Origin of the sequence: Streptomyces abyssalis (assembly GCF_001751365.1) — a bacterium.
In the GTDB taxonomy this organism is placed as follows: domain Bacteria; phylum Actinomycetota; class Actinomycetes; order Streptomycetales; family Streptomycetaceae; genus Streptomyces; species Streptomyces abyssalis.
In genome coordinates, this window is sequence record NZ_LJGT01000041.1 from 1,408,952 (window position 1) to 1,433,826 (window position 24,875).

Below are 24,875 nucleotides of genomic sequence, written 5' to 3' on the forward strand. Positions count from 1 at the left end.
AGCCGGTGGGATCAGGAGCCCCTTGACTCACCTGCGCCGATACGGGTGGATGCAGTGCTTGTGCGCGGGCCCGCCGCGCACCGGGACGGCATCGCGGAGGGAGGCCCGAGTGAGGTTGCTGCTCGTCGAGGACGACAATCACGTCGCCGCGGCTCTCTCAGCCGTGCTCGAGCGCCACGGCTTCGACGTGGTGCACGCCCGCAGCGGCGAGGAGGCACTGCGTGAGCTGCTGCCCTCCGACGAGGTGGCTCCCTTCGGAGTCGTCCTGCTCGACCTGGGGCTGCCGGACCAGGACGGCTTCGAGGTCTGCGGCCGCATCCGGAAGATAAGCAGCACTCCCGTGATCATGGTGACCGCGCGCGGCGGCGTGCGCTCCCGCATCCACGGCCTCAACCTGGGCGCCGACGACTACGTGGTCAAGCCGTACGACACCGGTGAGCTGCTCGCCCGCATCCACGCCGTCAGCCGCCGGGCGGCCGTCCCCGACGAGAGCGAGGGCACTGCACGCGACGACAGCGTCCCCGCGGACTCCACCCTCCGCGTCGGAGCCGTCACCATCGAGCTGCCCACACGGCAGGTGTGCGTGGACGGCACGGCCGTCTCGCTGACACGCAAGGAGTTCGACGTGCTGGCCCTGCTCGCGCAGCGCCCCGGCGTCGTCTTCCGCCGCGAGCAGATCATCAGCGAGGTGTGGCGCACCAGCTGGGAGGGGACGGGCCGGACGCTGGAGGTGCACGTGGCGTCGCTGCGCTCCAAGCTGCGCCTGCCCGCGCTGATCGAGACGGTACGGGGCGTCGGCTACCGTCTCGTCGAGCCGTCACAGACCGTCTAGCCGCAGGGGACCGGGGGCCGTAAGAGGATGCACGCCCGTCTGCTGCCACTCCTGCTCGTCCTGCTCGCCGGTGTGCTGCTCGCCCTGGGCTTCCCGCTCGCCGCCAGCCAGGCCGCAGCCGAACAGCAGCGCGTCGTCGTCGACCGCATCGACGACACGGCCCGCTTCGCCGCGCTCGCCCAGTTCGTGGCCTCCTCACCGGACGAGGGCGAGCGCCGGGCGATACTCCAGGACGAGCTGCAGCGGTATCACTCCCTCTACGGCATCGAGGCCGGCGTCTTCCTCCGCGACGGCCGCGCCCTCGCCGTGGCCCCCGACGGCTGGAACGTGCCCGACTCCGGGCAGGGCGCCGACGCCTTCGCCGAGGCGCTCGCCGGACGGCGCAGCCACGACCCCGCGCAGGTGTGGCCCTGGCAGGAGGGACGCATCGCCGTCGCCTCGCCGGTCATCCGCGACGGCGACGTGGCGGCGGTGGTGCTCACCGATTCACCGACCGGGCATCTGCGCTCGCGCATCCTGCAGGGCTGGCTGCCGATCATCGCGGGCGAGGCCGCCGCGACGCTGCTCGCCGTGGGTCTGGCCCTGCGCCTGACGGGCTGGGTGCTCCGCCCCGTACGGACCCTGGACCGGGCCGCCCACGAGATCGCCGTCGGCCGGTTCAAGTCCCGCGTCGCCGTCTCGGGCGGTCCTCCGGAGCTGCGGCGGCTGACCCGCTCCTTCAACGAGATGGCCGACAACGTCGAGGACGTGCTGGAGCAGCAGCGCGCCTTCGTGGCCGACGCCTCGCACCAGCTGCGCAACCCGCTCTCCGCCCTGCTGCTGCGCATCGAGCTGCTCGGGCTCGAACTGCCCGAAGGCGAGGAGGAGTTCAAGTCCGTACAGGCCGAGGGGAACCGGCTGGCACGGGTGCTGGACGACCTGCTCGACCTGGCTCTGGCGGAACACGCCTCGGCCGACCTGCGGGTGACGGACGTGGCGGAGCTGGCGGCGGAGCGAGTGGAGGCGTGGCGTCCGGTCGCCGACATCAGGGGCTGTGTGCTGGAGTCGGCGGGGCCGCAGGCGGTGACGGGATGGGCGGACCCCGTCGCGCTCTCCAGCGCCCTGGACGCGGTCGTGGACAACGCCATCAAGTTCACGCCGGAGGGCGAGCGGGTCACCGTGAGCGTCTCCCGGGAGGGCGACAGCGTCACCGTGGAGGTCGCGGACCACGGGCCGGGGCTCACCGAGGAGGAGATGGAGCGGATCGGCGACCGCTTCTGGCGCAGCAACCGGCACCAGAACATCTCCGGCTCAGGGCTGGGCCTGTCCATCACGAGGGCGCTGCTGGCGTCGGGCGGCGCGGAGCTCGCGTACGCGCACAACGAACCGAAGGGACTGCGCGTCCTGATCACGGTGCCGCGGAATCCGCCCACGGCCGACGACGGCGACGAGGGCGGCCGGGACGGCAAGGCGCCCGGGCAGGTCGTCTCCTTGATCAAGCGACCCCGGTGATCCGCTGACACGGAGAGCCGGGGGCCGTGGCCCGGAGCGACTCTTGCCGGGCCCGTGCGGAGGCCCGCTCCGGCAGGCCCCCGCACGGCGTGCGCGCCCCGCTACGCCTTCGCGAAGCGCAGCGTGAGGATCTGGAAGGGGCGCATCGTCACCTCCACGGAACCGTCCGGTGACAGTACGTGCGCGGAGGTCGCGGCGGTCTCCTCCAGCGGCCGCTCCAGCAGATCCGTCTCGGTCACGGACGTCACCGGTGTGCCCGTACGGAGCACCGCTCGTGCGCGCCCGCCGTGCGACTCGTACAGCCGCACCACGACATCCCCGCTGCGGTCGTCCGCCAGCTTCACCGCCTCGACCACGACCTGGTCGTTGTCGACGCCGATCAGCGGCTCGACGGTGCCGCCGGCCCCCCGCACCGTGCGCTCCGGCAGATTGATCCAGTGGCCCTCCCGCACCGCGTCGCCCACGCTCGCGCCCGGTGCGAGCGCGAAGCGCAGCCGGTGTGTGCCCTGGTCGGTCTCCGGGTCCGGGTAGCGCGGTGCCCGCAGCAGCGACAGCCGCACGGTGGTGGTCTGGCCGCCGTCCTCGCGGACGGCACGGGTCACGTCGTGCCCGTACGTCGAGTCGTTGACGAGCGCGGCACCCCAGCCCGGCTCCTCCACCTGCAGCCAGCGGTGGGCGCAGATCTCGAACTTGGCAGTCTCCCATGAGGTGTTGGTGTGCGTCGGACGGAAGACGTGCCCGAACTGCGTCTCACCCGCCGATCGGTCCGCCTTCACATCCAGCGGGAAGGCCGCCTTGAGGAACATCTCGCTCTCGTGCCAGTCCACTTCGGTGTCGATGTCGAGCACCTTCGAACCGGCGCGCAGTGTCAGCCGCTGCACCACCGTCGAGTCCCCGAACGAGCGGGCGACGCGTACGGTCGCGCTCTCCTCGCCCGACTCGGCCAGATCCAGCTCGTCCGTACCGGTCAGGTCGGTGACGTTGTGCCGGTAGAAGGAGTCGACGTCCCAGGCGTCCCAGTGGTTGGGCAGATCCGGGTGGATCTGGAGCAGGTTGGCCGCCTCGCCCGGTGCGACGCTCTCGCGGCGGGCGTCCTTGTCGTAGGCGGAGACGACCAGGCCGCGCCCGTCGACCTCGATACGCAGCAGCCCGTTGGCCAGGACCCAGCCGCCGCCGGGGCGTGCCTCGGCCGTGACGGGCGTCCCGCCGGTGCGCTCCCGGGCCGGCGCCGCGCCACCGGCGGCCACGCCGTCGCGCGCGTGCGGCGCGGCGTTGAAGACGACCGGCTCGTCGCCGTCGCCGGCGAGGGCCGCCTGCGCGCCCGCGATGATCTCCTCCAGTTCGGCCCGCACCCGCGCGTACGTCTCCCGGGCCTCGCGGTGCACCCACGCGATCGACGAGCCGGGCAGGATGTCGTGGAACTGGTGCAGCAGCACCGTCTTCCACAGCTCGTCCAGCTGCTCGTACGGGTAGGTGTGCCCGGTGCGTACGGCCGCCGTCGCCGACCACAACTCGGCCTCGCGCAGCAGGGATTCGCTGTGCCGGTTGCCCTGCTTGGTCTTGGCCTGTGAGGTGTACGTGCCGCGGTGCAGCTCCAGATACAGTTCGCCCGCCCAGACGGGCGCCTTCTGCGCGTACTCCTCCTGTGCCTTGGAGAAGAACGCCGAGGGCTTCTCGACCGTCACCCGCGGCGAGCCCTCCAGATCCTTCAGCCGCTCCGCCCGCGCCAGCATCTCGCGCGTGGAACCGCCTCCGCCGTCGCCCCATCCGAAGGGCGCGAGCGAGCGCGAAGCGCCGCCCTTCTCTCGGTAGTTGCGTGCGGCGTGCGCCATCTCGGCGCCGCCCAGGTCGGAGTTGTAGGTGTCGACGGGCGGGAAGTGCGTGAAGACGCGCGTGCCGTCGATGCCCTCCCACCAGAAGGTGTGGTGCGGGAACTTGTTCGTCTCGCTCCAGGAGATCTTCTGCGTCAGGAACCACTTGGCCCCCGCCAGCTTCACGATCTGCGGCATCGCCGCCGTGTAGCCGAAGGAGTCCGGCAGCCACACCTCCTTCGTCTCGACGCCGAACTCCTCCAGGAAGAACCGCTTCCCGTAGACGAACTGCCGCGCCATGGCCTCTCCGCCGACCATGTTCGTGTCGGACTCGACCCACATGCCGCCCACCGGTACGAACTGGCCGTCCGCCACCTTCTTCTTGACCTTCGCGTAGACCTCGGGCCGGTAGTTCTTGATCCACTCCAGCTGCTGCGCGGAGGACATGGCGAAGACGAACTCGGGGTGGTCGTCCATCAGGTTGACCATGTTCGACGCCGTACGCGCGACCTTCCGTACGGTCTCGCGCACCGGCCACAGCCACGCCGAGTCGATGTGCGCGTGCCCGACGGCGCTGATCCGGTGCGCGGAGGGGCGCGCGGGCGTGGAGAGCACACCGCTGAGCGCGGCACGCGCGGCGGAGGCGGTGCCAACGATGTCATGCAGGCTGAGAGCGTCCAGGGAATCCTCGATGGCACGCAGCAACTCCCAGCGCCGCGCGTCCTCCAGGGGCAGCTCCCGCATCAGCGAACCTGCCACCTCCAGGTCCTGGACCAGCTCCCACACCTCGGTCTCGAAGAGCGCGAGGTCCATCCGCCGCAGCCGGTAGAGCGGGCGGTCGTCGGCGGTGAGCCTGTCGCCCTGGTACGTCGGCGTCTGGGGCGTGTTGACGATGGGGTTCGCCGCAGCCTCGACGAACAGCTCCACCTCCTCGCCTCCGGCCGCCGCCTCGGCGATGCGGACCCAGTCGTTACGGGGATTGAGCGCCTTGACCGCTTCGCCGTCCGCCCGGTAGATCAGGCCCTCGCACTGGAAGCCCGGCATGTTCCGCTCGAAACCGAGATCCAGCACGGCCTCGACGGTGCGGCCCTGCCACTCCTGCGGCACCTGCCCCGTGACCTTGAACCACGTCGTGCCCCACGCCGGGCCCCATCGCTCACCGGCCTTCGAGGGCGCGTACGTGGCGGCGAGCCCCTCCGCGACGGGCACCGGCTCTCCCGGGACGTCCCAGCGTTCCACGGTCAGGGGGAAAGGGCTGCTGTATACGGCGGGCTTGATCCGCTCGGCCAGGACACGGCGCAGGCGGTCCTCAACGATGCGGCGGTCGTCGTGCATGCGGCTGCTCCGATCTACGGGTCCTCGGGTGCTGTGCTCGTTACGTTCGACCTGGTGAGGAGCCTGCCATCATGCGGGCCGCGAAGACAGCGTTGTGTTTCGGCCCGTGGTCGCGTATTGGAGGCACGGCGGCACGACGCTTCGTACCTGGACCCGGAGAACGGGCAATTGGCGGCAGACGTCGGCATCCGCACGCCGGAAGGCGGTCAGTTCCACACGGTTGGTTGTTGCCGAACCGCGGAGCGGGGGGAACGACCCGGGAGCGCCGGGAACGGGCCTGTCGGAGGGCGCCTACGGTTCCCCGGCCTGGTCCACGATGGCGTCGATCTCCACTTCGACGAGCCAGTCGGGATCGATGAACCGTGAGACCTCGACGAAGGTGGCTGCGGGACGGACCGAGGCGAACCGCTCTCCGTGAGCCTGCGCGGCCTCCCTCCACCGCGACACGTCGGTGAGCATGACGCGGGTCCGCACGACGTCCTGCAGCGAGGCTCCCGCTGCCTTCAACGCACTCTCTGCCACATCCAGGCACCTGACGGTCTGGGCGTGTACGTCGTCCTGTCCCACGGTGTTCCCGTCGTCGCCGATGGGAGCAGTACCGGCAACCACAACATGCGCGCCTTTGCGGACCGCCCGTGAGAACCCGATCCGTGGTTCGAGCGGCGATCCCGAACTGACTGTCTGCCGGCTGTGTTCCATCGCACCATGATCCCAGAGCGCTCCGCCGGAACGCATCCGCAGGCGTCGACACCCGGCGCGGCAGGCCGAGTTGGGGGCCGCTCCGGAGGGGGAGCGGGCAATGCGGTCCGGCGGTCCTGAGGCACCGGGGAGATCTGTTCAGCGGTGTCGGGGTCGTCTAACCTGTGGCTCGCTCGGACACCCCGCCAGGCCTCGGCCTGGGAGCCGGGGGCGGGCGGGGGCCGGGACCGCTGGGCGGTCCTCGCCGCATCAGGGGGCCGACGGCGGGGTGCGGTCGCAGAAGATCAGCGGGGGGACAGTCGGCATGTCTCAACTGGGCCATGGCCGCCCGGCGGTTCCGCCTGCCGGCGGCGGACAGCGACCGGGCTGGCCGACCACTCCGCCGCCGCACCGGCCGCTCGGGTCCGCCGATCCGGCCGAGGTCGGTCCGTACCGGCTGGAGGCCGTCCTCGGCGCAGGCGGGATGGGCCGCGTCTATCTGGGGCACACCCCGGCCGGCAGCGAGGTTGCGGTCAAGCTCGTGCACCGCGAGTACGCGGGCGACGGGGCGTTCCGCAAGCGCTTCGAGCAGGAGGTGGCCGCGGCCAGGCGGGTGCAGGGGCTCTACACCGTGCCCGTCGTCGACGCGGACCTGCAGGCCGACGAGCCCTGGCTGGCCACGGCATACGTCCCCGGGCCCTCCCTTCAGCAGGCCGTCGACGACGGCGGTCTCCCCGGAGGCAGTCCAGAGGGAGGTCCGCTGCCGGTCGATGCCGCACTGGTGCTGATCGCGAGGGTGGCCGAAGCCCTGCAGTCGATCCACGCCGCGGGCGTGATCCACCGCGATCTCAAACCCTCCAACATCATCCTCACCGCGGAGGGTCCCAAGGTCATCGACTTCGGCATCGCACGCGCCGCGGACGTCACTTCGGTGACCGGTACGGGGATGCGCGCGGGGACGCCCGCGTACATGGCGCCCGAATACATCAGAGGGCAGGCCCTCACCGAGGCCGTCGACATCTTCGCCCTCGGGCTCGTCGCGCACTTCGCCGCCACCGGAGGGCTCGCGTTCGGCGGTGGCAGCGCACACAGCGTCACCTACCGCATCCTCGAACAGGAACCCGACCTCGGCGACTGCCCCGAGCCCCTCCGTACGGTCGCCGCCCGCTGCCTGGAGAAGGACCCTCAGCGGCGGCCGACCCCCGCCGAGGTCATCCAGCTCTGCCGCAGTACGCCCGCGCCGGAAGGCACGGTCGTCGACGTCCACTCGGCTCCGACCCGGCCTGCTCACCCCGCCGAACCCGTCCTGCCGGGTTCGCCGGGCGCGGCCGCGGCGCCCGCGCCGCCTCCGACGAGGCAGGACCCGGCGCAGGGGACGCCTCGTCAGGCGCCGGACGCCCGCCCTGTGAGCCCGGCTCCGCCGGGTGCGTACTCCCCGAACCCGCATGCCGCCCTTGGTTCTTCCGCGTCCGGAGAGTCAGGTGCGTGGGTCGTCTGGAGCGCGCTCGGCGCCTTCCTTCTTGTCTCCGCCCTGATATCCGCCCTTCTCTTCCTTCCCGAACGCGATGGTTCTCCTCCCTGGCGCAAGCCCACGGCGACGCTCACCAGCCCGAACGACGCGGTTCGCGACGTGGCGTTCAGTCCGGACGGGAAGACGCTCGCCGCCGGTGTCCAGCAGGGCATGGTGCGGCTGTGGGACGTAGCCGGGCGCGAACAGCTGGCCACCCTCACCCAGCGCGACGAAGACGGCCAGGAGCAGGTGATCGGGATCTCCAGCGTCGAGTTCAGTCCCGATGGCAGGACGCTCGCGGCCGCCGCCGGCGACGGAACGGTGGGGCTGTGGGACGTGGCCGAGCGCAAGCAGACCGCCACCTTTGTCGCGAGTGACTCGGATCCGCTCCGGGACGTCGCCTTCAGCCCGGACGGCAAGCTGCTCGCCACAGGCAGCGAGGACGGCAAGGTGCGGTTGTGGGACGCCGGCAGCCGGAAGGACCGTGACCTCGCCACTCTCGACCACGGCCTGCCGGTGTGGGACGTCGAGTTCAGCCCGGACGGCCGGTCGGTGGCCTCCGCGGGTTACGAACCGGCCGGGGGCCTGACGCCCACGGCGAAGCTGTGGGACGTGGCGGGCCACAAGGAACGCCACAGCCTGCGTCACTCCAGGAGCGTCACGGGTGTGGCGTTCCGTCAGGACGGCAGGACCCTGGTCACGGTCAGTTCGTCGGACAAGATCAGGCAGTGGGATGTGGCCGGCGGTGGTGAGACGGAGCCCCTCAACGACGGAGGATTCACCTCGGCCGACGGTGTGGCGTCCAGCCCGGACGGCGAGACGGTCGCCACCGCCCACTGGCGTGAGGTGCGGCTGTGGGACCTGGCAGACGGCGAACCACGTGCCGTCCTGGAGGGCAACAAGAACAGTGTGAGCGGCCTGGCCTTCAGCCCGAGCGGCCGGCTCCTCGCAACCGCGGCCGAGGACGGCAAGGTGCGGCTCTGGAAGACTGCGAAGGACGGCTGACATGGGGCAGCTGACGGCTGACAATTTTCACCGGTTGTCAGCCGTCAGCCCGTAGCAGTCAGCTGTCAGTCGGTTGTCCTCAGCCGTCAGCCGTCAGCCGTCAGCCGTCAGCCGCCAACTGCCTGGCGCGCCCCGCTCGCTGCGACGCCTCACGGCTTCACCGACCTGTAGTAGTCGCGGGCGCCCCGGTGCAGCGGCAGCGGTGCCGTGTAGATCGCCGTACGCCTGTCGACCTTCTGCGCCGCGTGCACCTTCTCGCCGATCTGGTCACGGCTGTTGAGCACGGCGCGGGTCATGCCCTCCGTGAGGGCGGTGTCCGTACGGTCCGTGGTCACCAGCAGATTCGCGACGGCCACGGTGTTGACGGGCTCTCCCTGCTGCACCGCCGGATAGGCGTCGGCGGGCATCACGGCGGCCCGGTAGTGGCGCGTCTCGGGCTGCAGGGCGTGGAGTTCCTCCACCAGGTCGCCCAGCTGCACGAGCTGGATGTTGGTCTTGGCGGAGAGGTTCTCGATGGCGCTCGTCGGCAGGCCGCCGGACCAGAAGAAGGCGTCGATCCTGCCTTTCTCCAGCAGACCGGGCATGCGGTCGATGCCCTGACGCACCGCGTGCACGTCCTTGTCCACGTCGAGGCCCGCGGCGCGCAGCAGGCGTCCCGCGATGAGGTTCACGCCGGAGCGCTCCTGGCCGACGCCGACCCGCATGCCCTTGAGATCCCTCGCGCTGCGTACGCCCGAGCCCGCCGGGACGACGAGCTGGATGTAGTCGTCGTACAGCCGGGCGCACGCGCGCAGCCGGTCGGCTCCCGGTTCTTTCCCGTCGCGGTAGGTGGCCACGGCGTCCGAGGCCGCGATGGTGAAGGAGGCCTTGCCGGAAGTGACCATGTCCAGGTTCTGCACCGAGCCCTGGCTGGGAAGCAGCCGCAGCCGGACGTCGGGCATCTCGCGGTGGACCCGGTCCTGGAGGAGGGTGCCGTAGCGCGCGTAGACCCCCGTGGGCACCCCGGTGGCGAAGGAGACGTTGCCGCTCGGGGATGTGCTGCCGCTGGGCACCAGCCACCACAGCAGCAGGCTGAGCACGACGGCCGCGGCCGCCGCGGCGCGGAGCACGCGCCGCCTGCCGGGGCGCAGGCGGCCGCCCGTGAGGTGTGCGATTCGGGGGAGACCGGCCATGGACGGTGATCGTGCCAGCCGCGGGCGCGGGAAGCGAGGCCGGGGAGCCGGCCGCCTCCCCGGCGGGACTCCCGGTGCATGCGTTGGCCGGGTGCCCGGAGTCCTGACGTGGCCTGGCGCCGCGGCGCCCGGGCGCGGTCAACGCCGGCGCAGCCCCGAGAGCAGCCTCTCGACGGCGTCAGGAACGACGGTCTCCAGCTCCTCCACGTCGAGCATCCCGCTGTTGGCCATCGCGGCGAGCCCGTGGAGCGTCGCGAGCGCCACCTGCGCCAGGGACTCCGGGTCGCCGGGTACGAGTTCGCCCGACCCCTGCGCCTCCGAGATGACGCCCAGGGAGACCGCGAACGCCTGCTCCGCCGCCGCGTGCACGGACTCGGCGCCCTCGCGGTGCTTGCCGGTGTACATCAGCTCCAGCAGGGCCGCGTGCCGCGTTGCGAACCGGACGTACGCGCCTGCGAGGGCCTGGAGCCTGGCGGTGCAATCCGGTTCGGCGTCCCGTACGGCTCCGTCGAGGGCCTGGCCGAGGCGTACGAATCCGTCCTCGGCGAGCGCGTCCAGCAGCGCCTGCCGGTCGCCGAAGTGGCGGCGGGGGGCGCCGTGGCTGACGCCGGTCTCGCGGGCGAGTTCGCGCAGGGAGAGCGCCTGCACTCCACGCTCACGCACCGTCTCCTCGGCCCGTGCGAGAAGGGCGGCTCGGAGATTGCCGTGGTGGTACGAGCGGGCGCGCATGGCGGCAGAGTACTCGACTGCTTGTTTGCCTCCCTGGTCAACGGACACTTGGCGCAACGGCGTTGACGACGAATGTAGTCACTGACTACATTCCCTCCCATGACTACTTCCGCATGGACAGCGCAGCAACTCCCCGACCTCTCGGGCCGCACCGTCGTCGTGACGGGGGCCAACAGCGGACTCGGCCTCATCACGGCACGCGAGACGGCCCGCGCCGGAGCCCACGTCGTCCTCGCCGTGCGGGACACCGCACGCGGTGAGGCCGCCGCGTCCACGGTGCCGGGCAGCACCGAGGTGCGGCGGCTCGACCTCGCCGACCTCGCCTCCGTACGCGCCTTCGCCGAGGAGTGGCAGGGCACGCTCGACCTCCTGATCAACAACGCCGGCGTGATGGCGATACCCGAGCGCCGCACCGCCGACGGCTTCGAGATGCAGATCGGCACGAACCACCTCGGCCACTTCGCCCTCACCAACCTCCTGCTGCCGCACATCACCGGCCGCGTCGTGACCGTCTCGTCCACGGCCCACCGCATGGGGCGCATCGCCTTCGACGACCTCAACTCCCACAGCGGCTACAGCCGTTGGCGGGCATACGGGCAGTCCAAGCTCGCGAACCTGCTGTTCACCGCCGAACTGGCCCGGCGGCTGGAGGCCGTGAGCTCACCGGTCACCGCGCACGCCGCACACCCCGGCTACGCCGCTACGAACCTGCAGTCGCACTCGGGCAGCAAGGTGGAGAACGCGTTCATGACCGTCACGAACCGGCTGGTCGCCCAACGGGACGAGATGGGCGCCCTGCCCACGCTCTACGCCGCCACGCAGCCACTGCCCAGCGGCAGCTACACCGGCCCCGGCGGCCTCATGGAGAGCCGTGGGTACCCGGCGCCCGCCCGCAGGAGCGCGGCCGCGCGCAACGAGCGCGACGCCGAACGGCTCTGGGGCCTCTCCGAGAGCCTGACCGGAGTCGCCTTCCCGCTCGCCCCGGCCGCCTCCGGACGCGCCTGAGCCGCGGCCTGCTGCGGCAACGGGGGCAGCGGTGACGGGGCCCGCCGCGAGCGGGGACCCCGGAAGCGGCGGGCGTGCGCCGCGCCCGAGCGCGTACCCTGTCCGACTGAGATGACTGCGAAGACTTACGAGCTGCGGACGTTCGGCTGCCAGATGAACGTCCACGACAGCGAGCGGATGGCTGGCCTGCTGGAGGAGGCGGGCTACGTGCGCGCGCCCGAGGGCCCGAGCGGCGACGGCGGTGCCGCGGACCTCGTCGTCTTCAACACCTGCGCGGTGCGGGAGAACGCCGACAACCGCCTCTACGGCAATCTCGGTCAGCTCGCGCCGAAGAAGGCCGCGAGCCCCGGAATGCAGATCGCTGTCGGCGGCTGCCTGGCGCAGAAGGACCGCGAGACGATCGTGAAGAAGGCCCCCTGGGTCGACGTCGTCTTCGGCACGCACAACGTCGGCAAGCTGCCGGTGCTCCTGGAGCGTGCCCGCATCCAGGAGGAGGCGCAGGTCGAGGTCGCCGAGTCGCTGGAGGCGTTCCCCTCGACGCTGCCGACGCGGCGCGAGAGCGCGTACGCGGCCTGGGTGTCCGTCTCCGTCGGCTGCAACAACACCTGCACCTTCTGCATCGTTCCGCAGCTGCGCGGCAAGGAGAAGGACCGCCGGCCCGGCGACATCCTCGCCGAGGTGGAGGCGCTGGTCGCCGAGGGCGTCACCGAGATCACGCTACTCGGGCAGAACGTCAACGCCTACGGCTCGGACATCGGCGACCGCGAGGCGTTCGGCAAGCTGCTGCGCGCCTGCGGCCGCGTCGAGGGCCTGGAGCGCGTCCGCTTCACCTCCCCGCACCCGCGCGACTTCACGGACGACGTGATCGCGGCCATGGCCGAGACCCCCAACGTGATGCCGCAGCTGCACATGCCCCTGCAGTCCGGCTCGTCGCGGGTGCTGAAGGCGATGCGGCGCTCCTACCGGCAGGAGCGCTTCCTGAGCATCATCGAGAAGGTCCGCGCCGCGATGCCGCACGCTGCGATCTCGACGGACATCATCGTGGGCTTCCCCGGCGAGACCGAGGAGGACTTCCAGGAGACGCTGCACGTCGTGCGGGAGGCGCGCTTCGCTCAGGCGTTCACGTTCCAGTACAGCAAGCGGCCGGGGACGCCCGCCGCGGAGATGGACGGACAGATCCCCAAGAAGACCGTCCAGGAGCGGTACGAACGGCTCGTCGCCCTCCAGGAGGAGATCTCTTGGGAGGAGAACAAGAAGCAGGTCGGACGCACGCTCGAACTGCTCGTGTCCGAGGGCGAGGGCCGCAAGAACGACGCCACGAAGCGGCTGTCCGGGCGCGCTCCCGACAACCGGCTCGTGCACTTCGCCCGCCCCGCCGAACCGGTGCGCCCCGGCGACATGGTCACCGCGGAGGTGACCTACGCGGCGCCGCACCACCTGCTCGCCGAGGCGCCGCCGGCCTCTGTGCGGCGTACGCGCGCGGGCGACGCGTGGGAGGCACGGAACGCCGCGCCCCGCGACGCGGCCGGTCAGCAAGGCGTGATGCTCGGTCTGCCGGCCGTCGGCGTACCGGAACCGCTGCCGGCCGACGCGGGCGGCAGCGGCTGCGCCGTCTGCTGACGCGTACCGGAGCGCACTCAGGCCGTCCGGCCGGCGCAGAACCCGGGAGCGGCACCGGTCCGCACCGTGTGGTTACGCAGAGCGACTTGCGGCGTTAAGCTGCCCGCCATGCTTGTCGCCGCCGCCACATGCCCTTGTCCGCCCCTGCTCGTCCCCGAGGTCGCGGGAGGCGCGGCCCACGAGATGGACGCCGCCCGCGCCGCCTGCGACGACGCTCTCGGCGCCCTCGCCTCCGCACGCCCGGACCGTCTCGTCGTCGCCGGCCCCGCGGAGCAGTCCGCGCGGGGCACGCATCCCCAGGGCGCGAGGGGTTCCTTCCGCGGTTACGGGGTGGATCAGGAGGTCTCCCTGGGCAAGGGGGAGCCTCCCGCCGACGCCCGCCCGCTGCCGTCGTCCCTGGCCGTAGGGGCGTGGCTGCTGACACGCAACGAATGGACGGCCGCACCCGTCGAGGGCCTCGGCGTGGGCGAACCGCTCAGCCGCGCGCGCTGCGAGGAGACGGGCCGTCAACTCGCGGACTCTGCCGAACGGGTGGCTCTGCTGGTCATGGGCGACGGCACCAACTGCCGTACGGTCAAGGCCCCCGGCTACTTCGACGAGCGCGCCACGGCCTTCGACGCGGAGGCGGCCCGGGCCCTGGGGAACGCCGACGCCGGCGGACTGCTGGCGCTGGACGAGGAGTTGGCGTACGAGCTGAACGCTTCGGGCCGTTCCTGCTGGCAGCTGCTCGCGGGCGCGGCGGGCCGCGGCGGAGGCGCGGACGGGAACGCCAGGGGACTGCGGGGCAAGCTGCTCTACGACGAAGCCCCGTACGGCGTCGGCTACTTCGTGGCGAGCTGGACCTGACCCGCGAGCTTCACCACGCCTCGCGGTGACCTGACGCGAACGGGCGTGCGCCCGCCGGATCTCCGGCGGGCGCACCCACGTGTGCTCGCGGACCCTCGCGGACCGACAGCCGCCGGCCGTCCGGAAGCGGCGCGGTCAGGACCCGCTCTGAGGGCCCTTCCCGCCGCCGCCCTCGCGGCCGTACTTCTGGGCCTGGTCCTTGGCCTTCTGGGTGCCGGTCCGGATCTGGTTGCTGTACTTGCCCTTGGTCTTCGAGTCGGCCATGCCCGCGGCCTTGTCGATTCCCTTGGAGATCTTGTCGCTGTGCTGGCCCAGCATCCCCTTGACCTTGTCCATGAAGCCCATGGCGGCACCTTCCTTCCGTCAGCGGCAGTTCAGTTTCGGGCGTCGTCCGCGGCTTCGCTGTCGGCTGCTCCGTCTGCTGACTGCTGCTTCGGGATGCCGACGTCCTCGGACTCGTCCCCGGCTCCGGCCGCCCCAACCTCCTCTTCCTTCGCCTTCTCGCCCGCTCCGGCCTCAGCGGCCGGGGCGGCGCCGGCGGCCGGCTTCCGGGGCGACCCGGAAGAACGGCGCAGAAGTCTTGCAAAGACGCCCATATCTACACTCCTGACCTTACTCACGTGGCTGCGATCCGGCGCACCGGGAACGAGCGCCCCTCCCCGCCTGCGGCGGTACGGTCCCGGAATTCGGCTGCGGGACCCTCGCAACAGGCAACGAAACCGGAGGGCCGCCGTCACGTAGCTCGTTCGGGTCCGGAGGGGTGCGGGAGGTTTGCGACACTGACGGCGTGAATGCCGCACTCTCGTCCCCGTCATCCCCGCCCGTCGTCGCGGTCGTCGGCCCCACCGCCGCCGGGAAGTCCGACCTGGGCGTCGCACTCGCCCGCCATCTCGGCGGTGAGGTGATCAACGCGGACTCGATGCAGCTCTACCGCGGCATGGACATCGGGACGGCGAAGCTCGGCCGCACCGAGCGGGAGGGCGTCCCGCACCACCTGCTGGACATCTGGGACGTGACGGTCGCGGCCAGCGTCGCCGAGTACCAGCGGCTCGCACGAGCGGAGATAGACCGGCTGCGCGCCGCCGGCCGTGTCCCGGTCCTGGTGGGCGGTTCCGGCCTGTACGTACGCGGCGCGATCGACGCCATGGACTTCCCCGGCACCGACCCGGCCGTACGGCAGCGGCTGGAGGACGAACTCGCCGAACAGGGCTCAGGAGCGCTGCACAGACGGCTGGCCGGGGCGGACCCGCAGGCGGCACGCGCGATCCTGCCGAGCAACGGACGCCGCATCGTGCGGGCGCTGGAGGTCATCGAGATCACCGGACGGCCCTTCACGGCGAACCTTCCCGGCCACGAGGCGGTCTACGAGACGGTGCAGGTCGGAGTCGACGTCGCCCGCCCGGAGCTGGACGGGCGGATCGCGGCCCGCGTCGACCGGATGTGGGAGGAGGGCCTCGTGGCGGAGGTACGGGAGCTGGAGGCGGCGGGTCTGCGCACAGGCCGTACGGCCTCGCGTGCGCTGGGTTACCAGCAGGTCCTCGCGTCGCTCGCCGGCGAGTGCACCGAGCAGGAGGCGCGCGAGGAGACCGTACGCGCCACGAAGCGCTTCGCCCGGCGCCAGGATTCCTGGTTCCGCCGCGACCCGCGCGTGCACTGGCTCAGCGGCGCGGAGGACGACAGGCCGGAACTGACCGCAAAGGCACTGGCCTTGCTGGAAGAAGCGGTCACAGCCTGATCACGTGATGGCATCGGGACGTCCTGGGCGTCTGCCGGGGCCATACGGGCGTGCCATCATCGACCATCGATCGGAGCCTGCAGTCGTAGTTGGGAGGGCGGGTGGCGATGGAGGCCGGCCCTCGTGACAATGAGGAGACCGCCGTCGACGAGGTTGAGCGTGGCGCGTCCGTGGGTCGCATCGACGACCTCACGGAGTTCGGCGGGCGTAGCGGAAGCGTGCCCCTCGGCAACGGGGACGCCGCGGCCGACCGCCCGCGCGGAGCACGGGAGATGAGCGGCGGCCTGGACTCCGGCGAGGGCGTGGACGCCGGGGAGAGCCTGGACGCCGGTGACGTCCCCCAAGCCGGATCCGGCGACGACGGCGGCCCGGACATCCACAGCGGACGCAACGGTTCCGACGCACCCCTCGAAGCCGACGGGACGCCCGTGGAGCCGCACGAACTGCGCCCGCAGCGGAAGCTCCGGGTGTGGCAGCTCGCCCCCATCGTGGTGCTGAGCGCACTGGGCTCCCTGATGTTCGCCTTCCCGCTCGCCTTCGAGCCCGGCGGCGGCACGGGCGCGGTCGTCTCCATGCTCGGCCTGCTGATCTGCGGCTGCGCCGCCGGCTGGGCCGTGGCGGCGGCCCGCAGGGTCGGGCTGTCCTGGCCCGGTCTGCCCGCCCCGGACTCCGGGGAGCGCCCGGACTGGCGGATCGTCGCGCTGTACACGGTCGTCGTCGGCACGGTCGTGATGCTGGCGATCTGGCGAGTGGCCAGGCTGAGCTGATCCCGCCGACCGGCCGGCGGGCGCGCGGAAGCTACTGAGGTACGGGCCGGGTCCGCCCCAGCCGGCGGGCACGCACCGCTCCCGTACGATCGTCCGTATGACCTCCGCGCGACCTGTGCCGTTCCTCAAGGGGCACGGCACCGAGAACGACTTCGTGATCCTCCCCGACCCGGACGGGCTCCTCGACCTGTCGGCGGAGACGGTCGCGCGGCTGTGCGACCGCCGGGCCGGGATCGGCGGCGACGGGCTGCTGCGGGTCGTACGCTCCGCGGCACACCCCGAGGCACGGGCGATGGCCGGCGACGCGGAGTGGTTCATGGACTACCGCAACGCCGACGGCTCGGTCGCGGAGATGTGCGGCAACGGCGTGCGCGTCTTCGTGCGCCACCTGGAGCGTGCCGGGCTGGTCAAGCCGGGGGAGGTCGCCGTCGCGAGCCGCGCGGGCGTGAAGCGCACGCATCTCGCCGAGGACGGGTCGGGCGTCACCGTCTCCATGGGCGCGGCGGTGCTGCCGGCCGGCGACGTGACCGTACGGGTGGGAGCGCGGAGCTGGCCCGCCCTGCACGTGAACATGGGCAATCCGCACGCGGTCGCCTTCGTCGGTGATCTCGCCGACGCGGGAGGGCTGCTGGAGGCTCCGGGCGTGGAGCCGGCGAACGCGTACCCCACCGGTACGAACGTCGAGTTCGTGGTGGACCGCGGGCCACGGCACGTCGCGATGCGCGTGCACGAACGCGGGTCCGGCGAGACGCGCTCCTGCGGTACGGGCGCGTGCGCCGTCATGGTCGCGGCGGCACGGCGCGACGGCGTGGACCCGGCGGCCGACGGCGAGGACGCCACATACACCGTCGATCTGCCCGGCGGCAGCCTCGTGATCACCGAACGCGCGGACGGCGAGGTCGAGATGACCGGTGCCGCGGTGATCGTCGCCGAGGGCACCGTCGACCCGGAGTGGCTGCGCCTGTAGCACGCAGGAAGGGCGCGTGAGCCCGGCGCCGGCGGGCGCCCTGAAGGGCGTTCAGAAATCGAACTCCCAAGTGCCCCGCGCCCGAACGTCCCTCGGACGGGTGATCCGTTTCACGCTGCGCAGGACCCGGACATCAGCCTGTGCTGGGGTCGGTACCATCACAGGCCCCGGGCCTGGCCGGGGCTTCGCGTCAGCGGGAGGTGCCATGAAGAGTCTCCGAAGGCTCAGCCGCGCGGCCCTGCTGGGGCAGGCACCACGCCGTGACGGGCTCCCCGACGCCATCGAGCACGTGGCCCAGGTGCACCGTGCGCACCATCCCCGAGCAGAGCTCGGCGTGCTGCGCCGCGCGTACGTCCTCGCCGAGTCCTCGCACCGCGGTCAGATGCGCAAGAGCGGCGACCCCTACATCACGCACCCGCTCGCCGTGACGCTGCTGCTGGCCCAACTCGGCGCGGAGACGACCACGTTGACGGCCTCCCTGCTCCACGACACCGTCGAGGACACGGATGTGACGCTGGAGCAGGTGCGCAAGGAGTTCGGCGAGGAGGTCGGGTATCTCGTCGACGGCGTCACCAAGCTGGAGAAGGTGGACCACGGCGCCGCCGCCGAGCCGGAGACCTTCCGCAAGATGCTGGTCGCGACCGGCAGCGACGTCCGGGTGATGTCGATCAAACTCGCGGACCGGCTGCACAACATGCGCACGCTCGGCGTCATGCGCCCCGAGAAACAGGTCCGCATCGCCAAGGTCACCCGTGACGTCCTGATCCCGCTCGCCGAACGCCTCGGCGTGCAGGCGGTCAAGAGCGAGCTGGAAGACCTCACGTTCGCGATCCTGCACCCCGAAGAACACGCCCTGGCAAGGGAGTTGATCTCGGAGCACGCCCGCGAGCCCGATCCGCTCACGGGCGTGGCCACGTCCGTACGCAGGCTGCTGCGTGAGGCGGACATCGCCGCCCAGGTGCTGATCCGGCCGCGGCACACGGTCTCCGTGCACCGGCTGCGCCTCAAGCGCGGCGACCTGGGGCCCTGTGACTTCGCGCGGCTGCTGATCCTGGTCGAGGAGGACGCCGACTGCTATGCGGTCCTCGGCGAACTGCACACCTGCTTCACGCCGCTCGTCGCGGAGTTCAAGGACTTCATCGCCGCGCCCAAGTTCAACCTCTACCGCTCGCTGCACACCGCCATCGCCGACGACGAGGGCAGGGTGGCCGAAGTCCTCGTGCGTACAAGGCAGATGCACCGTGTCGCCGAAGCGGGGGTCATCGCACTGGGCGATCCGCACCGTGCGTCGGCATCGGCCCCGGCGCCCGCACCTGAGCAGGCCGGCGAGGGCGAGGGCACCGGTGAGCACGGCGGCCCCGGCTGGCTCTCCCGCCTGCTGGAGTGGCAGAGCCACGCCACCGACACCGAGACCTTCTGGACGGAGCTGCACGACGAGCTGGCGCAGGACGGCGAGATCACCGTCTACTGCGCCTCGCCCGGGGCGGCGCCCGCGTCCGGCGGCGGCCCCCTGGCGCTGCCCGCGGGCGCGACGTGCGTCGACGCGGCGTACGCGCGGTACGGAGACGCGGCGCACCGCTGCATCGGGGTCCGCGTCAACGGACGGCTGACAGCCTTGAGCACCGTCCTGCGGGACGGCGACGCCGTTCAGCTCTTCATGGAGCCCGCCGCGGGGGCGGTCCCGTCGGGACCGTCGCCGGAGTGGCTGGAGCACGCCCGTACGCCCGCCGCCCGCATCGCCATCCGGCAATGGCTCGCGGCGCATCCGCCCGCGCCGGAGCAGGAGCCGGCCACGCCGGGGCCGGGCGAAGCGGGCGTGGACGCCGCCGATGTGTGGCTCGCCGACGACGTGCCCCCGGGGTCGGTCCGTCGCGGCGCCGCCGCCGGGGAGTCCCGTACGGACGGGGGCGTGCGCACCGCCCGGCGGGGGGAGTGCGGCATGGCGGCGGGAGCCGGAGACGGCACCGCCTCCGTCGTCGCGGAGGACCCGCACGCCGCGGTACGGCTGGCCGGCTGCTGTACGCCCGTACCGCCCGACAGCGTCACCGGATTCGCGGTGCGCGGCGGCACCGTCACCGTCCACCGCGACAGCTGCCACTCCGTGACCCGGATGACCTCCACCGGGCGGCGTCCGGTGCCGGTGCGCTGGGAGCAGGGCGCTTCCGGGTGCCGGGTGACGCTGCGTGCCGAGGCGCTCGGCCGGACACATCTGCTGGCCGACCTGACCGAGATCATCGCGGCACAGGGGGCGACCGTGGTCTCCGCCGAGGTCGAGCCGCCCCGCGAGCAGCGCGTGCTGCACACGTACACGCTGCAACTTCCCGACGCCGCCGGGCTGCCGGCCCTGATGCGCGCGATGCGCCGTGTCCCCGGGGTCTACGACGTCACGCGGGCCGCGCGCCCGGTTCCGGCCCGCTGACGCCGGGGCGGCCGAGGCGGCCGCCGCGTACCGACTTCTTTCGGGTGTGCCGCTGCTGTGCCGACCCCGAAGGCGGACAGTGTGCTGATAGCACTAATGCATGGTCGACTCATCTCCCGCAGTGAAAAGGCCTGCTCACACCCCCCGCGTCCGCTTCCGGAACCACAACCGCGCCCGCGCCCGCACGTCCGCGGCCGTCGCCTGCGCCGTCCTCGCGCTCGTCGGCGCGGGGCTCCCCTCGCCGAAGCCGCTCGGTGTGGGCGACCGTCTCTTTCCGCACCTGGGGAATCCCGGGTACGACGTGCGCGCCTACGACATCTCCTTCCGCTACGAAGGCAACACCGAGCCGCTGGAGGCCCGTACGGTCATCGAGGCCGACGTCACCGCGCGGGACGGACTGCCGCGCTTCAACCTCGACTTCGCCTCCGGCAAGGTGCGCTCCGTGAGCGTGGCCGGACGCGGCGCCCGGTTCGAGCAGGCAGGCGAGGACCTCGTCGTCACCCCCCCTGAGAGCGTCCGCAAGGGCGAGCGCATGCGGGTCGTGGTCCGGCACACGAGCCCGACGCAGGGAGTGGCGAACGGCGGCTGGGTGCAGACACGGGACGGGCTGGCCATGGCCAACCAGCCCGACGCGGCGCACCGCGTCTTCCCCGGGAACGACCACCCCTCGGACAAGGCCCGCTTCACCTTCCACGTCACCGCGCCCCGCGAACTGACCGTGGTCGCCGGCGGACGCCTCAAGAACAAGGTCCGCAGCGGCGAGAGCACCCGGTGGACGTACCGGGTCGCCCACCCCATGGCCACCGAGCTCGCCCAGGTCTCCATCGGACTCTCCCACGTGCGGCGTACGAAGGGGCCGCACGGTCTGCCGCTGCGGGACGTGGTGCCGGTGCGCGACCGGGAGGAGCTGCGGCCCTGGCTGGAGAAGACCCCCCGTCAGATGAAGTGGCTGGAGCGGAGACTGGGCCCCTACCCCTTCGAGACGTACGGGTTGCTCGTCGCCGACGCGCAGACGGGGTTCGAGCTGGAGACTCAGACGCTCTCGCTCTTCGAGAAGCAGCTCTTCACCGTCCCCTCGGTCCCGTCCTGGTACAAGGAGTCGGTGATGGTGCACGAGCTCGCGCACCAGTGGCTCGGCGACAGCGTCACCCCCGAGACGTGGGACGACCTGTGGCTGAACGAAGGCCACGCCACCTGGTACGAGTGGCTCTACGGCGCCGAACGCGGCGGCGCGTCGCTGACCTCCCGCGCGCGGGACGCGTACAAGAAGTCGGACGACTGGCGCAAGCGCCACGGACCTCCCGCGAAGCTGCACGCGGTGAAGACGGACACCAAGACCGACATCTTCCGCAAGAGCGTCTACGAGGGCTCGGCGGTCGCGCTCTACGCGCTCCGCCAGAAGATCGGCGACGAGGACTTCAGGCGTCTTCAGCGTGAGTGGATCACTCAGCACCGCGACGGAAACGCCTCCACCGCGGACTTCACAAGGCTCGCGAATGCCGTCGCGAAGAAGGATCTCACCGGTTTTCTCAAGGACTGGCTGTACGGCGAGAAGACCCCGCCGATGCCCGGGCACCCGGACTGGCGCAGCTCCTGAGAAAGAGTCCCCGGGGAACCTTTTCGCAACCGGCAGGGGAGCGCCGGGCCGACGGGCGGACGGAGCCGGTCCGGACACGGTGCGCGCGCCTGAAGGGGCCGCTGCCCGTGCCCGGCGGGGGGACGGTGCGGATATGTGCGGCGATCCGGCCCGGTCCGGTCCCGCGGCCCGGCGGAGCGGACCCGGCGGTCGGGGCGCCGTCCGTCCGGAACAAATCCGGATGACGGCACGGGGCGCCCGTGCCACCATTTCCGTCGGCGCACGACGCGCTTCGGCGGGCCTGCGGCGGGAATCAATACCGCCTGACGAGCGTTGTCCGGTCAGGGAACAACCGGCAATTTCTCCGGCCCGGATCTCTCACTTCGACGTAAGGACCAAATGACCTTCTCCTCTTCTCTTCCGCACAATGGCCAGCGTGTCGCCGAGTCCGACCGCCGAGCTGACGCCCTGATGGAAGAGGACGTTGCTTGGAGTGACGGGATCGACGGCGAGCGTGACGGCGATCAGTACGACCGCAGCGAGCGTGCGGCGCTGCGCCGCGTGGCGGGCCTCTCCACCGAGCTGGAGGACGTCACCGAGGTCGAGTACCGGCAGCTGCGACTGGAGCGCGTGGTGCTCGTGGGGGTGTGGACCGCCGGAAGCGCACAGGACGCGGAGAACTCCCTGGCGGAGCTCGCCGCCCTGGCGGAGACGGCGGGCGCCCTCGTGCTCGACGGGGTCGTCCAGCGCCGTGACAAGCCGGACCCGGCCACGTACATCGGCTCCGGCAAGGCGCAGGAGCTGCGGGACATCGTTCTGGACAGCGGCGCGGACACCGTGGTGTGCGACGGTGAGCTGAGCCCTGGCCAGCTGATCCATCTCGAGGACGTCGTCAAGGTCAAGGTCGTCGACCGTACGGCCCTGATCCTGGACATCTTCGCGCAGCACGCCAAGTCCCGTGAGGGCAAGGCCCAGGTGGCGCTGGCACAGATGCAGTACATGCTGCCGAGGCTCCGCGGCTGGGGTCAGTCGCTCTCCCGGCAGATGGGTGGCGGCGGCTCCGGCTCGGCCGGAGGCGGCATGGCCACCCGTGGCCCCGGTGAGACCAAGATCGAGACGGACCGCCGGCGCATCCGCGAGAAGATGGCCAAGATGCGCCGTGAGATCACGGAGATGAAGACCGGCCGTGAGATCAAACGGCAGGAGCGGCGCCGCAACAAGGTGCCGTCGGTCGCCATCGCCGGATACACCAACGCGGGCAAGTCCTCGCTGCTCAACAGGCTCACGGGTGCGGGCGTCCTCGTGGAGAACTCCCTGTTCGCCACGCTGGATCCGACCGTACGCAAGGCCGAGACGCCCAGCGGCAGGGTGCACACGCTGACCGACACCGTCGGCTTCGTGCGGCATCTGCCGCACCACCTGGTGGACGCCTTCCGCTCGACGATGGAGGAGGTGGCGGACGCCGACCTCATCGTGCACGTGGTCGACGGCGCTCACCCCGCTCCCGAGGAGCAACTGGCCTCGGTGCGCGGCGTGATCCGGGACGTGGGTGCCTCGGCCGTGCCGGAGATCGTGGTGGTCAACAAGGCCGACGCGGCCGAACCGCTCGTCCTGGAGCGGCTGTTGCGGGCCGAGACGGACGCGATCGCTGTGTCGGCACGGACCGGGCAGGGCATCGAGGAGCTGCGTGCCCTGATCGACGAGGAACTGCCGCGCCCCTCGGTCGAGTTGGAGGCCCTGGTGCCGTACACCGAGGGCAAGCTGGTCTCGCGTGTGCACAGCGAGGGCGAGGTGCTCTCCGAGACGCACACGGAGGACGGCACGCTGCTCAAGGCGCGCGTGCACGCGGAACTCGCCGCGGAGCTGCGCAAGTTCGTGCCGCAGGCGGCGGACCTGCAGCGGCTGTAGCGGTGTCCGGCGGCTCATGACATGGCTGTGGCCTGCTCCTCGGTTCCGACCGGGGGCAGGCCACAGCCGTTGTGCCGGCAGGCCGGCGGGCGGGGTCTCAGTTCTTGCCGGCGTACTTCCTGCTGACGGCGTCGAACACGCCCTTGGCCGTCGGTCCGAGGCGCGGTCCGGCCAGCCAGGCCGCGGGCTGCGGGCCGATCGAGTTGACCGACACCAGCTCGGGCTTGCCGCCCCCGCCCTTCATGAACCAGCCGCCGCCGGAGGACCCTCCTGTCATGGTGCAGCCGATCCGGTAGAGCGCCGGCTGCGACGGGTCGATCGTCAGCGCGCCCGGCTTGTCGGTGCAGCTGTACATTCTCGCGCCGTCGAAGGGGGGCGCCGCCGGGTAGCCGTAGGAGCTGAGCCCCGAGAAGCGGTCGGCGCGCGGCGCACGGAAGTTGATCTTCACGGCGGCGCCGACCGTCTCCTCGAGCGACTTGCCCGCGGGCCGCTCGAGGCGTACGTGCAGCACGGCGAAGTCCTGCTGCGAGCCGCCGCCACCCGAAGCGGAACCCTTCTTGATCCAGTAGTCGCTGGTCTGCGCCCACTCGCCCCACCACTGACCGTACGGGGCGACGTCCTGCGGCTGTGAGCTCTCCACCTGGGACGGCGGCAGGCCACGGTTGTTGTAGGCGGGCACGAACATGATGTTGCGCAGCCAGCCGCCGTCGCGGCCCGAGTGGACGCAGTGCCCCGCGGTGGCCACCAGGTTGGACTTCCCGGGGTTGCGCGGGTCCTCGACGACCGTTCCGGAACAGACCATCGGCCCCTTCGGGGTCTCCATGAAGACCTTGCCCGCGGGTGCCGCGTGCCGCGTGTACGGCGTCTCCACGCCGCGTGCCTTCACCGGGCGCGGTTCGGGGCCGGTGGCCTCGGCGCCGGAGGCAGCCTCGACATCGGCCGGGACGCGCTTGCCGTTGTCCTCGGCCTGGTCCATGCGCTCCTGTTTCCAGTGGTCCTTGATGTAGGGGTTCACGAACTTCGAGCCCTCACGGACCCATTGGTCGCGGTCCCAGTTCTTCCATTCGCCGTTGCGCCACTTCTCAAGATCCTTCAGGGACGTGGGGAGGTCCTCGGGCAGGTCCTCCGGAATGCCCAGGTCCTCGGTCGGCGACGGCTTGGCGGAGGCCCCGGCCCGCGCGTCGGTGCCACCGCCGCCTCCGGTCTGGCAGGCGGTCACGGTGAGGGCGAGCGCCGCGAGCACGGCGGCTGCGGCCCTGCCCGTACGGCGGTGCCGGCGGCTGCGTATGGATGACATGGAAGGAGATCCCCCTGGGACTGGCACCGGAACAGGCCTGAACGGACGTGCCGGTGAGGCTGACGAGACGACGAGGGCGGCGAGGCCGACGAGGCGGCGAGACTGACGAGACGGACGAGACGGACGAGGACGGCGGAAGCACGCGCCGGGAGGCGTGCGAACCGGCGGGCAG

Annotated in this window: 18 protein-coding genes; 12 read left to right on the forward strand and 6 right to left on the reverse strand. The window is 71.7% G+C overall.

From position 1 onward, the window contains the following. Nucleotides 1-109 precede the first annotated feature (109 nt). Nucleotides 110-832: a response regulator transcription factor gene (locus AN215_RS26870; RefSeq protein ID WP_070010611.1), complete on the forward strand. Its 723-nt coding sequence runs from the start codon at nt 110-112 to the stop codon at nt 830-832. A gap of 27 nt (nt 833-859) precedes the next feature. Further along, nucleotides 860-2,323, forward strand: a complete 1,464-nt coding sequence (locus tag AN215_RS26875; protein WP_070010610.1) for a sensor histidine kinase — start codon at nt 860-862, stop codon at nt 2,321-2,323. A gap of 101 nt (nt 2,324-2,424) precedes the next feature. Here the strand turns inward: AN215_RS26875 and AN215_RS26880 are convergent, their stop codons facing one another. Continuing rightward, nucleotides 2,425-5,469, reverse strand: coding sequence for an alpha-mannosidase (locus AN215_RS26880; protein ID WP_070010609.1), 3,045 nt, complete (start codon nt 5,467-5,469; stop codon nt 2,425-2,427). Nucleotides 5,470-5,760: 291 nt separating this feature from the next. After that, on the reverse strand, nt 5,761-6,204 hold the full coding sequence (locus AN215_RS26885; RefSeq protein WP_338057942.1) for a RidA family protein: 444 nt from the start codon (nt 6,202-6,204) through the stop codon (nt 5,761-5,763). Nucleotides 6,205-6,472: 268 nt separating this feature from the next. Between AN215_RS26885 and AN215_RS26890 the strand changes: the two genes are divergently transcribed. Next, the gene (locus tag AN215_RS26890) at nt 6,473-8,662 is read left to right on the forward strand and encodes a WD40 repeat domain-containing serine/threonine protein kinase (protein ID WP_070031262.1); all 2,190 of its coding nucleotides are present in this window, start codon (nt 6,473-6,475) and stop codon (nt 8,660-8,662) included. A gap of 149 nt (nt 8,663-8,811) precedes the next feature. Here AN215_RS26890 and AN215_RS26895 read toward each other — a convergent pair whose 3' ends face one another. Beyond that, the gene (locus AN215_RS26895; RefSeq protein WP_070010606.1) at nt 8,812-9,834 is read right to left on the reverse strand and encodes a TAXI family TRAP transporter solute-binding subunit; all 1,023 of its coding nucleotides are present in this window, start codon (nt 9,832-9,834) and stop codon (nt 8,812-8,814) included. Between the two features lie 138 nt (nt 9,835-9,972). After that, nucleotides 9,973-10,563: a TetR/AcrR family transcriptional regulator gene (locus AN215_RS26900; RefSeq protein WP_070010605.1), complete on the reverse strand. Its 591-nt coding sequence runs from the start codon at nt 10,561-10,563 to the stop codon at nt 9,973-9,975. Between the two features lie 99 nt (nt 10,564-10,662). Between AN215_RS26900 and AN215_RS26905 the strand changes: the two genes are divergently transcribed. From AN215_RS26905 to AN215_RS26915, 3 genes are all read left to right on the forward strand, one after another. Further along, entirely contained in the window at nt 10,663-11,568 is a 906-nt protein-coding gene (locus AN215_RS26905) for an oxidoreductase (RefSeq protein WP_070010604.1), read from the forward strand. Between the two features lie 111 nt (nt 11,569-11,679). After that, the gene (miaB, locus tag AN215_RS26910) at nt 11,680-13,188 is read left to right on the forward strand and encodes a tRNA (N6-isopentenyl adenosine(37)-C2)-methylthiotransferase MiaB (protein WP_070010603.1); all 1,509 of its coding nucleotides are present in this window, start codon (nt 11,680-11,682) and stop codon (nt 13,186-13,188) included. A gap of 108 nt (nt 13,189-13,296) precedes the next feature. Then, on the forward strand, nt 13,297-14,034 hold the full coding sequence (locus tag AN215_RS26915; protein WP_070010602.1) for a class III extradiol dioxygenase subunit B-like domain-containing protein: 738 nt from the start codon (nt 13,297-13,299) through the stop codon (nt 14,032-14,034). A gap of 135 nt (nt 14,035-14,169) precedes the next feature. Here the strand turns inward: AN215_RS26915 and AN215_RS26920 are convergent, their stop codons facing one another. Then, complete coding sequence (locus AN215_RS26920) at nt 14,170-14,379, reverse strand: antitoxin (protein ID WP_070010601.1); 210 nt, start codon at nt 14,377-14,379, stop codon at nt 14,170-14,172. 442 nt (nt 14,380-14,821) lie between these two features. On the opposite strand from AN215_RS26920, the gene miaA reads away from it, so the two are divergent. From miaA to hflX, 6 genes are all read left to right on the forward strand, one after another. Continuing rightward, a complete protein-coding gene (gene miaA / locus AN215_RS26930; RefSeq protein ID WP_070010599.1) occupies nt 14,822-15,769 on the forward strand; it encodes a tRNA (adenosine(37)-N6)-dimethylallyltransferase MiaA in 948 nt (315 codons plus the stop codon). A gap of 101 nt (nt 15,770-15,870) precedes the next feature. Then, nucleotides 15,871-16,536, forward strand: a complete 666-nt coding sequence (locus AN215_RS30575; RefSeq protein ID WP_245694736.1) for a hypothetical protein — start codon at nt 15,871-15,873, stop codon at nt 16,534-16,536. A gap of 97 nt (nt 16,537-16,633) precedes the next feature. After that, nucleotides 16,634-17,503, forward strand: a complete 870-nt coding sequence (gene dapF / locus AN215_RS26940) for a diaminopimelate epimerase (protein WP_070010598.1) — start codon at nt 16,634-16,636, stop codon at nt 17,501-17,503. A 205-nt stretch (nt 17,504-17,708) separates the two neighbouring features. Beyond that, nucleotides 17,709-19,922, forward strand: a complete 2,214-nt coding sequence (locus AN215_RS26945) for a RelA/SpoT family protein (protein ID WP_070010597.1) — start codon at nt 17,709-17,711, stop codon at nt 19,920-19,922. Nucleotides 19,923-20,022: 100 nt separating this feature from the next. After that, a complete protein-coding gene (locus AN215_RS26950) occupies nt 20,023-21,519 on the forward strand; it encodes a M1 family metallopeptidase (RefSeq protein WP_079123438.1) in 1,497 nt (498 codons plus the stop codon). A 378-nt stretch (nt 21,520-21,897) separates the two neighbouring features. Then, on the forward strand, nt 21,898-23,406 hold the full coding sequence (gene hflX, locus AN215_RS26955; protein WP_070010596.1) for a GTPase HflX: 1,509 nt from the start codon (nt 21,898-21,900) through the stop codon (nt 23,404-23,406). A gap of 97 nt (nt 23,407-23,503) precedes the next feature. On the opposite strand, the gene AN215_RS26960 is transcribed toward hflX, so the two are convergent. Continuing rightward, the gene (locus AN215_RS26960) at nt 23,504-24,703 is read right to left on the reverse strand and encodes a trypsin-like serine peptidase (protein WP_070010595.1); all 1,200 of its coding nucleotides are present in this window, start codon (nt 24,701-24,703) and stop codon (nt 23,504-23,506) included. Between the last annotated feature and the right edge of the window lie 172 nt (nt 24,704-24,875).